At 60.2% G+C, this 13,377-nt stretch carries 13 protein-coding genes; 4 read left to right on the top strand and 9 right to left on the bottom strand.

Going from position 1 to position 13,377, the window contains the following annotated elements:
- Positions 1–47: 47 nt before the first annotated feature.
- Positions 48–629: an alpha/beta hydrolase gene (locus ABQX22_RS07035; RefSeq protein ID WP_349797885.1), complete on the bottom strand. Its 582-nt coding sequence runs from the start codon at positions 627–629 to the stop codon at positions 48–50.
- Positions 630–1,113: 484 nt separating this feature from the next.
- Here ABQX22_RS07035 and ABQX22_RS07040 point away from each other — a divergent pair, with 484 nt between their 5' ends.
- Positions 1,114–2,121 (top strand): AraC family transcriptional regulator, encoded by a 1,008-nt coding sequence (locus ABQX22_RS07040; protein ID WP_349797887.1) that lies wholly within the window; start codon positions 1,114–1,116, stop codon positions 2,119–2,121.
- 18 nt (positions 2,122–2,139) lie between these two features.
- Here the strand turns inward: ABQX22_RS07040 and ABQX22_RS07045 are convergent, their stop codons facing one another.
- Complete coding sequence (locus ABQX22_RS07045; protein ID WP_349797888.1) at positions 2,140–2,841, bottom strand: Crp/Fnr family transcriptional regulator; 702 nt, start codon at positions 2,839–2,841, stop codon at positions 2,140–2,142.
- A gap of 105 nt (positions 2,842–2,946) precedes the next feature.
- On the opposite strand from ABQX22_RS07045, the gene ABQX22_RS07050 reads away from it, so the two are divergent.
- Positions 2,947–3,471 (top strand): Mpo1 family 2-hydroxy fatty acid dioxygenase, encoded by a 525-nt coding sequence (locus ABQX22_RS07050; protein WP_349797890.1) that lies wholly within the window; start codon positions 2,947–2,949, stop codon positions 3,469–3,471.
- A gap of 179 nt (positions 3,472–3,650) precedes the next feature.
- On the opposite strand, the gene ABQX22_RS07055 is transcribed toward ABQX22_RS07050, so the two are convergent.
- The 5 genes from ABQX22_RS07055 to oscA form a co-directional block, all read right to left on the bottom strand.
- Entirely contained in the window at positions 3,651–4,637 is a 987-nt protein-coding gene (locus ABQX22_RS07055; RefSeq protein WP_349797892.1) for a sulfate/molybdate ABC transporter ATP-binding protein, read from the bottom strand.
- Positions 4,638–4,640: 3 nt separating this feature from the next.
- Positions 4,641–5,513: a sulfate ABC transporter permease subunit CysW gene (gene cysW / locus ABQX22_RS07060; protein WP_349797894.1), complete on the bottom strand. Its 873-nt coding sequence runs from the start codon at positions 5,511–5,513 to the stop codon at positions 4,641–4,643.
- Between the two features lie 12 nt (positions 5,514–5,525).
- Positions 5,526–6,347 carry a sulfate ABC transporter permease subunit CysT gene (gene cysT / locus ABQX22_RS07065; protein ID WP_349797896.1) on the bottom strand — a complete coding sequence of 274 codons (822 nt, stop codon included), beginning with the start codon at positions 6,345–6,347 and terminating at the stop codon, positions 5,526–5,528.
- Positions 6,348–6,509: 162 nt separating this feature from the next.
- Positions 6,510–7,517 (bottom strand): sulfate ABC transporter substrate-binding protein, encoded by a 1,008-nt coding sequence (locus ABQX22_RS07070; protein ID WP_349797898.1) that lies wholly within the window; start codon positions 7,515–7,517, stop codon positions 6,510–6,512.
- A 139-nt stretch (positions 7,518–7,656) separates the two neighbouring features.
- Complete coding sequence (gene oscA, locus ABQX22_RS07075) at positions 7,657–7,839, bottom strand: sulfur starvation response protein OscA (RefSeq protein WP_074752461.1); 183 nt, start codon at positions 7,837–7,839, stop codon at positions 7,657–7,659.
- A gap of 470 nt (positions 7,840–8,309) precedes the next feature.
- On the opposite strand from oscA, the gene desA reads away from it, so the two are divergent.
- Both desA and ABQX22_RS07085 read left to right on the top strand, forming a co-directional pair.
- Complete coding sequence (gene desA, locus ABQX22_RS07080) at positions 8,310–9,479, top strand: delta-9 fatty acid desaturase DesA (RefSeq protein WP_349797900.1); 1,170 nt, start codon at positions 8,310–8,312, stop codon at positions 9,477–9,479.
- A 141-nt stretch (positions 9,480–9,620) separates the two neighbouring features.
- Positions 9,621–10,598, top strand: coding sequence for a GGDEF domain-containing protein (locus ABQX22_RS07085; RefSeq protein WP_349797902.1), 978 nt, complete (start codon positions 9,621–9,623; stop codon positions 10,596–10,598).
- A gap of 113 nt (positions 10,599–10,711) precedes the next feature.
- On the opposite strand, the gene ABQX22_RS07090 is transcribed toward ABQX22_RS07085, so the two are convergent.
- Both ABQX22_RS07090 and gabT read right to left on the bottom strand, forming a co-directional pair.
- A complete protein-coding gene (locus ABQX22_RS07090; protein WP_349797904.1) occupies positions 10,712–11,938 on the bottom strand; it encodes an HDOD domain-containing protein in 1,227 nt (408 codons plus the stop codon).
- Positions 11,939–12,091: 153 nt separating this feature from the next.
- On the bottom strand, positions 12,092–13,372 hold the full coding sequence (gene gabT, locus ABQX22_RS07095) for a 4-aminobutyrate--2-oxoglutarate transaminase (protein WP_349797906.1): 1,281 nt from the start codon (positions 13,370–13,372) through the stop codon (positions 12,092–12,094).
- Positions 13,373–13,377: the final 5 nt, after the last annotated feature.

A 13,377-nucleotide genomic window follows, 5' to 3' on the forward strand; every position in this document is an offset into this window, starting at 1 on the left:
ACCCCTCAGTGGAATCGAGCGTTAAAAAATAGGCCGATCAAAGGGGGTCAGGCGTGACGGCGCGCCAGTTGTTCCATGCGGCCTTGCAGGCGGTACAGATAGGCGAAGCCCTGTTCCCAGCGATGGTGACCGGACTTGACGTTGATGTGCCCGCCACCACTGATGAGGCCGATTTCCGCACCCCAATTGCGGGCCATTTCCATCGCCCTTGGCGCGCTGACGGCGGTGTCGTTGTCGGAGCTGACGATCTGCGTCGGAAAGGGCAACAGGTGCTCGGGAATGGGCGCGAAGTTACGCAGGGCCGGCGGGCAGCCAGGCCGCTCGACGTCCGCCGGCGCCACCAGCAGTGCGCCATGCACTTGCCGCAGGGTTTCGAGCGGGGCCAGCTGCGCCCAGTGTGCAACGGTCACGCACCCCAGGCTGTGGGCAATCAGGATCACCGGCGTACTGTCGGCCGCGATGGTGCGCTGCAGTTCGCCCACCCAGTCTTCACGGCGCGGCTTCATCCAGTCGGCCTGCTCGACGCGGACACTGTTGGGCAGGCTGTTCTGCCAATGGGTTTGCCAATGGTCATCGCCCGACCCTTGCCAGCCGGGCAGGATCAGGTAGCGGATCGACTCGTTATGCATGGGGTTCGCCTCCTGCATGTTGCATTCATGGGGCGAGTATAGGGACGGGACATATATCCGTTAAGGAATAAGAAGCTATTTGTTAATAGCTAAAAACCATATAGCGCTAGCGCGGGCGAAATCCCGGAGCACCGCGCAAAAAAAGAGCCGCTCCCTGCCTTAAAGGAACGGCCCTGCAACTGTTTGCCCTTGTTCGGTGGGCACAGGTGAAGCGTACGGAACAGTTGTTACAGAATTTTTATCAGCGGATCCACTGGTCCGCCCCAATCCATTGTTGGAGCGCGGCTTGCCCGCGAATTCCATCAGCCCATTACATATTGCAGGCTGTCCCGGCCTCTTCGCGGGCAAGCCTCGCTCCAACAGGTTTTTCCGTAATGGGCCCCATTCCACGAGCTATGATCGAATAAGCGACTCGCCGCTGTGGCTTGGGGGTCGTCATCCCCCGCCGCACACGCCAGTATGTTGACCGGAAGGGCCCATTTGTATGCCTGAACCGAGCATTCTCGCCAGCTGGACCCGCGCGCTGCGCAAGCAACTGGACGCCCTTGGCCTCGACAGCCAGGCGCTGAGCCTGGCTGCGGGCCTTGATCCGCAACTGATGGACGACCCCAACGCACGCTACCCGGTCACGACCACCACGCGCCTGTGGCAGATGGCGGTCCAGGCCAGTGGCGATCCGGCGCTGGGTTTGCGGGTGTCACGCTTCGTCAGCCCGACCACCTTCCACGCGCTCGGCTACGCGCTGGTGGCCAGCGGATCGCTGCGTGAAGTGTTCGAGCGCATCGTGCGTTATCACCCGGTGGTCAGCGATGCGTTGAACCTGAGTTTTGTGCGCGCAGGGGATCGATACGAGTTCCGCTTCGTGGTCCCGGCAGGCTGCCCGGTCCCGGCAAACGAGGCCATGGACGCCTTCGCCGCAATTTACGTGCGCACCTGCCGCAACCGGTTGGGTCGCGATTACGCCCCGCTCGCCGTCCACCTCGTGCGTCCGCAGCCCGCTGACCTCAAGCCCTGGCACAACATGTTCCGCGCGCCGCTCTTCTTCAATGCGCCCGACAACCTGCTGGAGTTTGCCTGCGCGGACTTCGACAGCCACCTGGACGATGCCGGCCCGAAACTAGCCGAGCACGGCGAAACGGTTCACAACGGCACCCTTGAGCCCCTCAGCACATTGACGTGGGAGCGCAAAGTACGCGATGCCATCGAAACCCAATTGCCCGAGGGCGAGCCTTCCGCCGAGCGCATCGCGCACAATCTGCACCTGAGCCTGCGCAGCCTGCAGCGTCACTTGGCAGACGAAGGTTGCAGCTACGATCTGCTGCTCAATCAATGCAGACAGAATCTGGCGCTGCTGCACATGTGCGAAGCCGGCTGCTCGCTCAGCGAAATCGCCTACCTGCTGGGTTTTGCCGACACCCTCAGTTTCAGCCGCGCCTTCAAGCGCTGGACCGGAATGACCCCCTATCAATACCGCGCCGGTCTTGGGCGATGATGCACAACACGCAAGGCTTCACACGGTCAGGCGATGCCTGGCCAGACGGCGAAGCTTGTCGGTGTCCAGAATCGAAAGGAAGTCGTGATCGCGGCGAATGACCTTGCGCTCGCTCAGCGCTTCCAGCGTGCGATCAATGCTCTCGGCGGCCAATCCCAAGGACTGTTCACACGGCAAGTCATGGCGCGAAACGATGCGCACCGCGCCGTTGATCTCGCCATAACCCTCGGTCAGCATCAGCAGCCGAAAGGCCACGCGTTCCAGGGTGGGCAATAACGTGAACTGACCGGCAGGCGGTACGTTCAGGCCCAACTTTCGGCCCAGCAGATCGGCAAAATAGCGCCGGTACTCCGGGTGCTTTTGCAGCAACTGACGCACGCTTTGCTCTGGCATCTGCAGCGTGATCACCTGGTCTTCGGCGTAGATGTTCTGCGGCCGGGGCGACGTTTCAAACAACGCCACTTCGCCAAACCAGTAAGGCCGTCTGAAAGGGCTGGGCGCCAGCCACTGCCGCTGCTGACAGGGCAGCCCCATACGCAATGAGCCTTCCAGCAACGCATAAAACCCGCACACCGGCTGCTCTTTTTTGAAGATCAGTTTGCCCGGCGTCACCCGCCGCTGCTGCATGGAAACAAGCAGACTATCCTGCAGATTGGCAGGCAGTCCGTTGAACCACTGATCGTTGTTCAACCACGAGCGCCATTGGGTTCCATTCGTCATGTGAATCTCCTTTTTCTTGTTTGTCTTTTGCTCCAGGCTGGGCCGAACCACCGCGTGCCACCCCAAAAGCAGCGGCATGATCAACGCTTCGAGGGACCAATAACAATGAAAAACCTCATCGATCATTTGAGCCAATACGCGTCCTACCACCGTGATCCCCGGAACATCGTCAGTCATTTCCTAGGCATTCCGATGATTGTGTTCGCGGTGGCTGTAATACTTTCCCTACCCGGTGTTTATGTCGGCGGACTGTGGCTGTCACCGGCGGCGTTGGTGGCGGTGGCGTCGACGATTTTCTATCTGCGGCTGGACCTCGCCTTCGGCGCGCTGATGGCCGTGCTGTTGGGGTTATGCCTGTGGGGTGGCGCCCTGATTGCGCAGCAACCGCTTCTGGTCTGGCTGAGTGCCGGGCTTGGGGTGTTTATCGCCGGCTGGGTGATCCAGTTCGTCGGGCATTACTACGAAGGGCGCAAACCGGCGTTTATCGACGACGTCTCGGGCCTGATCATCGGCCCGCTGTTCGTGGTCGCGGAGTTGGCGTTTTTGCTGGGCATGCGCAAGGGCTTGCAGCATGAGATTGAAATGCGGATCGGGCCGTCGCGTAGAAGGAATCTGAAGACCGCAAGATAGCCAGGATTGCTTCTGCCGAAGGCGTGGGAGTTAGCTTGCTGACGATCTGCCGCGCAGCGGTAGCAAAACCCTGAGGTTGCGGTCTGCCTGATTTGGCCGGAGTGAATGGTTTCGGGACCGCTTCGCGCTCCATCGCGGGACAAGCCACGCTCCTACGGCCTCCGGCCAGAATCAAAAGCCTAGATATTCTCAACCTTCTGCCAGACCTTGGGCTTGAAGAACAACGTCTCGCCGCGCTCCAGCCCGACCAGGCTGTCGTGGTCTTTCACCACTTCGGCCTCGATCAGTTCGCTTTGCCCTTCCACCTTCAACGTGACGCGTGTGGTGGCGCCCAGCGGACGGATATCGCGCACCAGCGCGGCGTGGTGATCTTCCAGCTCATGGCGCGACAGCGAGACCTCGTGCGGGCGGAACAGCACGTGATCGTCCCCCACGTGCAGGCGGTTGGAATCCCCGAGGAAGTGGTAAACAAAATCATTGGCCGGGCTTTCGTACACCTCCCCCGGCGAGCCGATCTGCTCGATCACGCCCTTGTTCATCACCACGATGCGGTCCGCCACTTCCATCGCTTCTTCCTGGTCGTGGGTCACAAACACCGACGTCAGGTTGATGTCTTCGTGCAGGCGCGCCAGCCAGCGACGCAGCTCCTTGCGCACCTTGGCGTCCAGCGCACCAAACGGCTCATCGAGCAGCAACACCTTGGGCTCCACCGCCAATGCCCGGGCCAGCGCGATACGTTGACGCTGCCCACCGGACAACTGCTCCGGGTAACGATCCGACAGCCAGTCCAGTTGCACCATGTTCAGCAGTTCATGGACTTTCGCGGTGATCTGGCTATCGCTTGGGCGTTCTTTCTTGGGCTTCATGCGCAGGCCGAACGCGACGTTGTCGAACACGGTCATGTGACGGAACAGCGCGTAGTGCTGGAACACGAAACCGACGTTGCGATCACGCACGTCGTGCCCCGAGACATCCTCGCCATGGAACACGATGCGGCCCTGATCCGGCGCTTCCAGCCCGGCAATGATGCGCAGCAGCGTGGTCTTGCCACAGCCGGACGGGCCCAGCAACGCCACCAGCTCGCCACTCTGGATGTCCAGATTGATGCTGTTGAGGGCCTTGAAGGCGTTGAAATTCTTGCTGACGTTACGGACTTCGATGGACATGAATTATTCCTCCGCCGCACTTTGACGCAGACGGTTAATACGGGATTCGCTCCACTGCTTGAGCAGCAGGATGAACAGCGCAAGGATCAGCAACAGGCTCGCCACGGCAAACGCGGCCACGTGGTTGTACTCGTTGTAGAGAATCTCGACGTGCAGCGGCAGCGTGTTGGTGACCCCGCGAATGTGCCCGGACACCACCGACACCGCGCCGAACTCACCCATCGCCCGGGCGGTACACAGCACCACGCCGTAGATCAGGCCCCACTTGATGTTGGGCACCGTCACATACCAGAACATCTGCCAGCCATTGGCGCCGAGTAAACGCGCAGCTTCTTCTTCCTGCGTGCCCTGCTCCTGCATCAGCGGGATCAGCTCGCGGGCCACGAACGGCACGGTGACGAAGATGGTCGCCAGCACGATGCCCGGCAGGGCAAAGACGATCTGGATGTCGTGATCCTGCAACCACGGGCCAAACAACCCTTGCGCGCCGAACATCAGCACGTAGACCAGGCCCGCAATCACCGGCGAGACCGAAAACGGCAGGTCGATCAGCGTGACCAGAAAGCTTTTGCCGCGAAACGAGTACTTGCTGACGCACCACGCCGCGCTGACGCCGAACACCACGTTCAATGGCACCGAAATCAGCACCGCGAACACCGTGAGCTTGAGCGCCGACAGGGCGTCCGGCTCAAAGATCGCAGCGAAGAACGCGCCCAGGCCGGACTTCAGCCCCTGGGACACGACAATGAACAGTGGCAGCAACAAAAACAGCGCGAAGACCAGCCAACCTAGGCTGATCAGGATGCGCCGCGACACCGCACTGCCACGACGGGCAGCGTTGGCGGAGGAAGCGGCAATAAGCGATGAACCGGACATAACGGCGCCTCCTCAGGTCGGGGTTTCGATGCGTCGCTGCAGCAAGTTGATCAGCAGCAACAGAATGAACGACACCACCAGCATCATCACGCCGATGGCCGTCGCGCCGGTGTAGTCGTATTGATCGAGCTTGACCATGATCAGCAGCGGCAGGATTTCGGTCTTCATCGGCATGTTGCCTGCGATGAAAATCACCGACCCGTATTCGCCGACGCCCCGGGCAAACGCCAGGGCAAAACCGGTCAGCCAGGCGGGCAGCAGCGCAGGGACGAGGATGTAGCGAAACACCTGCAACGGACGCGCGCCGAGACACGCTGCGGCTTCTTCGACTTCACGGGGGATGTCGGCCAGCACCGGCTGCACGGTACGCACCACGAACGGCAGCGTGACGAAGGTCAGCGCCAGCGTGATGCCCAGCGGCGTGTAGGCGATCTTGAAACCCAGGTCAGCGGCGAATTGCCCGACAAGCCCGTTCGGTGAATACAGCGCGGTCAGCGCGATACCGGCGACCGCGGTGGGCAGCGCGAAAGGAAGGTCGATCATCGCGTCGATGATTTTGCGGCCGGGGAAGGTGTAGCGCACCAGCACCCAGGCCAACAGCGTGCCGATGATGCCGTTGATGATCGCCGCATAGAACGCGGTGCCGAAGCTCAGCTTCAGGGCGGCGATGACGCGCGGTGCAGTGACGATGGTCCAGAACTGACCCCAGCTCAGCTGCGAGGCGTGAATGAACATCGCCGCCAGCGGGATCAACACAATCAGACTGAGGTACACCAGGGTGTAACCCAGCGTCAGCCCGAAGCCGGGTATGACGGGGGAAGTACGTCGCGACATAAGTGTCCTTGGTCACACACCAAACCCGCAAACGCGTGCGGGTTCTGATTTCAACAGCAAGTTATTGTAGGAGCGCGCTTGCCCGCGATGGCCTTCCGTGCCAGGCATATCTTCTATGCCTGACAGATTTTTCGCGGGCAAGCGCGCTCCCACAAATGCGTGTTATTGCGCCTGGTAGATCTGGTCGAACACGCCGCCATCATTGAAGAACTTCGGCTGCGCCGTTTTCCAGCCACCGAAATCCTTATCGATGGTCAGCAGGTTGAGTTTCGGGAATTGCTTCTCGTACTTGGCCGCAACTTCAGGGTTACGTGGACGATAGAAGTTTTTCGCCGCGATTTCCTGGCCTTCCTTGCTGTACAGGTGCTTCAGGTATTCAGTCGCGATTTCGGTGTTGCCCTTCTTCTCGGCGTTCTTGTCGACGACGGCCACTGGAGGCTCAGCCAGAATCGACAGCGACGGTACGACGATGTCGAACTTGTCCGCGCCGCCGTCTTCTTTCAGCGCCAGGAAAGCTTCGTTTTCCCACGCCAGCAGCACATCGCCCTGACCGTTGTTGACGAAGGTGATGGTCGAACCGCGAGCGCCGGTATCCAGAACAGGCACGTGTTTGAACAGCTCTTTCACGTATTCCTGAGCCTTTTCCTCACTGCCACCGGATTTCAGGCCATAGCCGTAAGCGGCGAGGAAGTTCCAACGCGCACCGCCGGAGGTCTTCGGGTTGGGCGTGATGACCGACACGTCTTTCTTGATCAGGTCGCCCCAGTCCTTGATGCCCTTGGGATTGCCCTTGCGCACCAGGAACACGATGGTGGACGTGTACGGCGTACTGGCATCAGGCAGCCGGGTCTGCCAGTTCTCAGGCAAGGTTTTGCCCAGTTTGGCGATTTCATCGATATCGCCGGCCAGCGCCAGGGTCACGACGTCAGCGCGCAGCCCGTCAATCACCGAACGCCCTTGCTTGCCCGAACCACCGTGGGATTGCTTGATCTCGACCTTGTCGTCAGGGTGCGATTTCTTCCAGAAATTGACGAACTCGGCGTTGTAATCCTGATACAGCTCGCGTGTCGGGTCATAGGACACGTTCAGCAGCTCGTAATCCTTGGCGACAGCGGAACCGGCAAACACAGCACTGGCGAGGGCGGCCAGTGCATAACGGCGAATGGACATGAATCAGGCTCCTGGGGTGCGTTATTGGTTGTTCTGTATTTGCGTCTGTAGGAGCGAACTTGTTCGCGAAGCGGCCGTTGACGAAACTTATTGTCACTGGGGCGCTTCGCCAACAAGTTGGCTCCTACAGGTCGTGCATTCAGCTCGGCTTGTTACCCGGATTCTGCAAACGGAATTTCTCTTTGCGTTCGATCTGCACCACCTGTGCGTTGTGCACAGTGATTTCAACCGCGCCGAAGCGCAGGTCGCGCAGTGCGCTCTGGATTTCACGCAGGATGCTTGCTTCGTCCTGGCCGTCAACGCTACGCAGGGATGCGCTCATGATCGTGCTCCTTGATGAGTTGCCCGCAGCGCGATTCAAGAAGTGCTGCTGATGGCGTGGAGGCAATCTTAGAGACCCACAGTTATTCTTAAAAATACTATTTAAGTATGCCGATATAGCTAAATGGAATTTAGGATAAATACGCCTTGCCGACCGTTGCCGCTCATCCGTTTCAGGTGCGCCGATGGAGCCGATTCTTCGATCAGATAGCGCAACAACGATCGGTTATCGAGCATCTGCAGAGCGCTTATTGACCCGTGGACTGGGGCTATTCGAAGTCCGGAAGGGTGTTTACTGACAGGGCAGAAAGAAAAGCCTTACAGATAAACAGGTTACAAATAAGAAACATCTTGCCACTCTTATCTAAAAGGGCGACTGGTTTTATCCGGTGGCTAAGTGATAATGCGCCCTGCTGCACTACACCCTACGCGTCTTTATCGAGGGCAACTCAGCCTATGTGGAACAACGGTTTGCTTGACCTTTCCGTCTGGCAATTGGTCGCGATCACTCTGGTGATGACTCACGTCACCATTATCAGCGTCACGGTTTACCTTCATCGCTATTCAGCCCACCGTTCTCTGGAACTCAATGCCGGGCTCAAGCACTTCTTCCGTTTCTGGCTGTGGCTGACCACGGCGCAGAACACCCGCGAGTGGACCGCTATCCACCGCAAGCACCACGCAAAATGCGAAACCGTCGATGACCCGCACAGCCCGGTCATCAAAGGCCTTTCGACGGTCTTGCGCAAAGGCGCCGAACTGTATCGCGCCGAAGCAGAGAACCCCGACACCCTGCGCATCTACGGTAAAAACTGCCCCGAAGACTGGATCGAGCGGAACCTGTATTCGCGCTTTCCGTTGCTGGGTATCGCCATCATGGGCGTGCTCGATCTGGCGCTGTTCGGCGTGATCGGCATCACCGTCTGGGCGATTCAGATGATGTGGATTCCGTTCTGGGCCGCTGGCGTCGTCAACGGCCTGGGCCATGCGGTCGGCTACCGCAACTTCGAGTGCCGCGACGCTGCAACCAATCTGGTGCCTTGGGGCATCATCATTGGCGGCGAAGAGCTGCACAACAACCACCACACCTACCCCAACTCGGCCAAGCTGTCGGTCAAGAAATGGGAATTCGACATGGGCTGGGCGTGGATCAAGGTGTTCAGCTTCCTGCGCCTGGCCAAGGTGCAGCGCGTGGCGCCCATTGCCCACCGCGTCGAAGGCAAGGGCCATCTGGACATGGACACTGCGATGGCGATTCTCAACAATCGCTTCCAGATCATGGCCCAGTACCGCAAGTTGGTGATTGCACCGCTGGTCGCGCAGGAGCTGGCCAAAGCCGATGCCTCGGTTCGTGACAAGTTCTATCGCGCCAAGCGCCTGCTGTCGCGCGAGACCAGCCTGCTGGACGCCAAGCATCAACTGCGCATCCAGAACATGCTCGAACACAGCCAGGCGCTGACGGTGATCTACGAGAAACGCCTGGCCCTGCAGCAGATCTGGCTCAAAACCAGCACCAACGGCCATGACATGCTCGCAGCGATCAAAGATTGGGTTCACGAGGCCGAAGTCAGTGGCATTCAGTCGTTGCGCGAGTTCGCCGATCAGCTGAAAACCTACTCCTTGCGCCCTTCCCACGCCTGATGCCGTTGATCGGCGCGCACCCACCGCGGTGGGCGCCGATAGGAACTTCGTGCCATTCGTCCGATCTGATCTGCATTCCCACACGAATGTGTGTGCACGTTGTGGCTGTGCGCCGCACCTTATTATTGAGATGCAGTGCTCATGGACAACCAGACGCCCATTGTTGAAATCCCCGCCGCAGCCGAGACCCTCCTTGCGCTGATGCACGCCCAGGCTGAGGTCGCAAGACTCAGCGAACGTGAACAACTGTTCAGTTCCCTGCTGGTGAGTGTGAACGCGGTGCTCTGGGCGTTCGACTGGCAAACCCAGCGCATGATCTACGTCTCCCCCGCTTATGAACGCATCTTTGGCCGCTCGGCCGGTCTGCTGCTGGCCGACTTCGGCGAGTGGCGCGACAGCATCTACCCCGACGATCTGGACTATGCCGAGCGCAGCTTGAGCGAAGTGCTGGAGAAGGGTTCGGTCGAGGATCGCGAGTACCGGATCATCCGTGCTGATGGCCAGGTGCGCTGGCTCAGCGACAAATGTTTCATCAGCCACCAGGCCGAGCAGGGCCAGCGCCTGATCGTCGTCGGCATCGCCGAAGACATCACCGAAAAGAAACAGCTCGAAGACGAGCTGCAGCGGCTGGCCACCACCGACGTCCTCACCCAAAGCAGCAACCGTCGCCATTTCTTCGAATGCGCCCAGCGCGAGTTCGAGCAGGCACGGCTGCAAGGCACGCCGATGGCCTTTCTGCTGCTGGACGTGGATGACTTCAAGCTGGTCAACGACACCTACGGCCACCAGGAAGGCGACGTGGTGCTGCAACGCATTGCCGAATGCGGACGGACCACGCTGCGGCGTGGGGACCTGTTCGGGCGGATCGGTGGCGAAGAGTTTGCCGCGGTCTTCCCCGGGTGCGCGCCAGAGATGGCCAAGCAGATCGCCGAACGCCTGCAACGCGAGATCCAGCGCTTGAGCTTCCAGCGTAACGACGCCGCGTTCGGCATCACCGCCAGTCAGGGGCTGACCAATCTGGGGCCTGAAGACCAGAGCCTGGAAGCGCTGTTCGCCCGGGCTGATGCCGCGATGTACCAGGCCAAGCGGCAGGGCAAGAATCAGATTGTGTTGGTCTGAACTGCATCTCCCTTGTAGGAGCGCGCTTGCCCGCGATGGCTCTTTCGGCCGATGGAGATGCATCGGACGTGCCTGCGCCTTCGCGGGCAAGCGCGCTCCTACAGGGTATTGCTCTACCCCTCCACCTTCACCCGCAACCGCTCAAGTCCCGCCGCATCGATCTTCAGCAGCCGCGCCGGCTTGGATTTAGCCAGCACCTCCAGCCCGCCCGCCTCATCGCCAAGCCGCCCCATCTCGCCCGCGATGCTCATCGCCAGCACTTCGCGCGTGGAAACCCCGGTGTTGTATTGATACACCGCCGCAATCAGCTCTCGCAGCTCCAGCGGCAGCCGCCATCGCGCCCGTAGCGCCGAGCCGAATGCAGCGGAATACTGAGTAAGGGATTTGGCGATCACTTCATCGTTCAGCACGCCGCCGGACAGCAACCACTCCTGCAGACTGCGCAACACCGCAAGATCACCCAGATTGCGCAGCAGGCCCGCGCAGTGGCAACGTTCCTGATCAAGCTCAAGCATCTGCGCCAGGGTGCGGGCGTAATGGGCGGTGCGCTGCGACAAGCCCCAGAACTCATTCGCCTTGGCGATCAGTGCCGCGTCCGTCAACACCGCACCGCGCTTGAGCGCCATGCTGGAAACCAGATTGGCGGTCTGCGTCGCGCCCAACGTCGTCAACGCCTGATTGAGGGTCTGAATCGGCTTGCCCAGGTGCTGCTCGGCGCTGTTGGCCGCGGCGATCAGCCCTGCGACCAACTGGGGATCGGGCATCAGCGCCTTTTCCAGCAACTTGGTATCAGGGCCTGACGCCCCCTGGCTGCCCTTGATTGCCTGCTGCACATTGATGAACAGCGGCGCGCCGTCGGACACCTCACGGCGCTTTTCCAGAAAGTCGGCGAGCATCTGGCCAGGCGCAAGCCCGGGGATTGCGCATGCCACCTGTGCGCCGCCCTCCAGCAACAAGCCTTCCAGGCGCAGCCGAAGCTTGTCCATGTTCAGGGGTTTGGTGAGATAAGCCGTGGGGGCGAGCTGCACGGCTTCGCGAACGCTGGCGCTGTCGTTGCGATTGCTCAGGAGAATGAAGGGAATTGTCGGCTGCTTGCGCATCAGGCGCACCTTGCGCAACACGCTCATCCCATCGATGCCGGCAAGCTCACGGGAAGCGATCACCAGGTCAGGGACCGCACCCTTGAGCCACTGAACAGCCTGAGCACCGTCTGCGCAGATTTCAAGATGCGCATCACAACGCACGTTCAACACCATCTCTCTGAGCATCTCGCGAATCCACGGGTCGGACTCTGCGATCAGCACGCGAGCAACATCGGGGGCCTTCACTACGGTCATCATGACTCTCCGGCTTCACGCTCCTACCTTAGTCAAAGAAAGCAGGTGCATACAGCCAAAAGCGACATTTCTGACGCCAATAAACGAAAAAAAACCCGCTTTCGCGGGTTTTTTTGTCCGTTTGGTCACATTTTAATCAACTGCGACTTAACGATTTCAGGCCAGTTCAGCGAAGCATTCTTCGATGATTTTCAGGCCTGCGTCCAGTTGCTCGTCCGGCGAAGTCAGCGGCACCAAGACGCGCAATACGTTGCCGTACGTGCCGCATGACAGCAGGATCAAACCCTTGTCGCGTGCCTTGGCCACAACGCTGGCCACAGCGGCCGCGTTCGGCTTATGAGTGTCGCCGCTTTCGAAGCACTCCAGCGCAATCATCGCGCCCAGGGCACGGACTTCGCCGATGACCGGGTACTTGGCCTGAATGGCGCGCAGGCCTGTTACCAGACGCTCGCCCACCGCTTTGCAGCGATCCAGCAGGTGCTCTTCTTCAAACACCTCCATGACCGCCAACGCAGCGGCGCAGGCAATCGGGCTGCCAGCGTACGTACCGCCCAGGCCACCTGGGGCAATGGCGTCCATGTATTCGGCCTTGCCGCACACACCCGCGAGCGGGAAGCCGCCGGCGATGGATTTGGCGAAGGTGGTCAGGTCAGCCGAAACGCCCATCTGCTCCATGGCGAAGAAGGTGCCCGTGCGGCCCGCGCCGGTCTGTACTTCGTCAGCGATCAACAGAATGCCGTGCTTGTCGCACAGTTCACGCAGACGCACCATGAATGCCTTCGGCGCGACGTAGAAACCGCCTTCGCCCTGAACCGGCTCAATGATGATCGCGGCGATGTCTTTCGGCTCGGCATCGTTCTTGAAAATACGCTCGATGCTGGCGATGGAATCGTCAACGCTCACGCCGTGCAGCTCGTTCGGGTAGATCGCGCGGAAGATGCCGCCTGGCATCAGGCCCATGCCGGCCGAGTACGGCACGACTTTGCCGGTCAGGCCCAGGGTCATCATGGTGCGGCCGTGGTAAGCGCCGGTGAACGCGATCACACCTGCACGGCCCGTCGCAGCGCGGGCGATCTTGACGGCGTTTTCAACAGCTTCGGAACCGGTGGTGACGAGGAAGGTTTTCTTGTCGAAATCGCCCGGCACCTTGGCGTTGATCTTTTCGCACAGCTCGACGTAGGGCTCATACGCCAGCACCTGGAAACAGGTGTGGGTCAGCTTGGTCAGCTGCTCAGTCACAGCAGCGATGATTTTCGGGTGCAGGTGGCCGGTGTTGAGGACCGCGATACCGCCCGCGAAGTCGATGAATTCACGACCTTCCACGTCAGTGACGGTGGCGTTCTTCGCGTAGTCGGCAAAGATCGGGTGGATTTGACCAACGCCACGCGGTACAGCGGCTTCGCGGCGTTTCATCAGAGATGCGTTGGTTTTGCTCATGATTT

Origin of the sequence: Xanthomonas sp. WHRI 1810A (assembly GCF_040202885.1) — a bacterium.
Classification (GTDB): Bacteria; Pseudomonadota; Gammaproteobacteria; order Pseudomonadales; family Pseudomonadaceae; genus Aquipseudomonas.

Excerpts from the sequence above, each read along its gene's own strand:
- cysW (WP_349797894.1), bottom strand. The coding sequence starts at position 5,513 with ATGTCCGGTTCATCGCTTATTGCCGCTTCCTCCGCCAACGCTGCCCGT.
- ABQX22_RS07070 (WP_349797898.1), bottom strand. The coding sequence starts at position 7,517 with ATGTCCATTCGCCGTTATGCACTGGCCGCCCTCGCCAGTGCTGTGTTT.
- ABQX22_RS07045 (WP_349797888.1), bottom strand. The coding sequence starts at position 2,841 with ATGACGAATGGAACCCAATGGCGCTCGTGGTTGAACAACGATCAGTGG.
- ABQX22_RS07055 (WP_349797892.1), bottom strand. The coding sequence starts at position 4,637 with ATGTCCATCGAAGTCCGTAACGTCAGCAAGAATTTCAACGCCTTCAAG.
- ABQX22_RS07035 (WP_349797885.1), bottom strand. The coding sequence starts at position 629 with ATGCATAACGAGTCGATCCGCTACCTGATCCTGCCCGGCTGGCAAGGG.
- cysT (WP_349797896.1), bottom strand. The coding sequence starts at position 6,347 with ATGTCGCGACGTACTTCCCCCGTCATACCCGGCTTCGGGCTGACGCTG.
- ABQX22_RS07050 (WP_349797890.1), top strand. The coding sequence starts at position 2,947 with ATGAAAAACCTCATCGATCATTTGAGCCAATACGCGTCCTACCACCGT.
- ABQX22_RS07085 (WP_349797902.1), top strand. The coding sequence starts at position 9,621 with ATGGACAACCAGACGCCCATTGTTGAAATCCCCGCCGCAGCCGAGACC.
- ABQX22_RS07090 (WP_349797904.1), bottom strand. The coding sequence starts at position 11,938 with ATGATGACCGTAGTGAAGGCCCCCGATGTTGCTCGCGTGCTGATCGCA.
- gabT (WP_349797906.1), bottom strand. The coding sequence starts at position 13,372 with ATGAGCAAAACCAACGCATCTCTGATGAAACGCCGCGAAGCCGCTGTA.
- ABQX22_RS07040 (WP_349797887.1), top strand. The coding sequence starts at position 1,114 with ATGCCTGAACCGAGCATTCTCGCCAGCTGGACCCGCGCGCTGCGCAAG.
- oscA (WP_074752461.1), bottom strand. The coding sequence starts at position 7,839 with ATGAGCGCATCCCTGCGTAGCGTTGACGGCCAGGACGAAGCAAGCATC.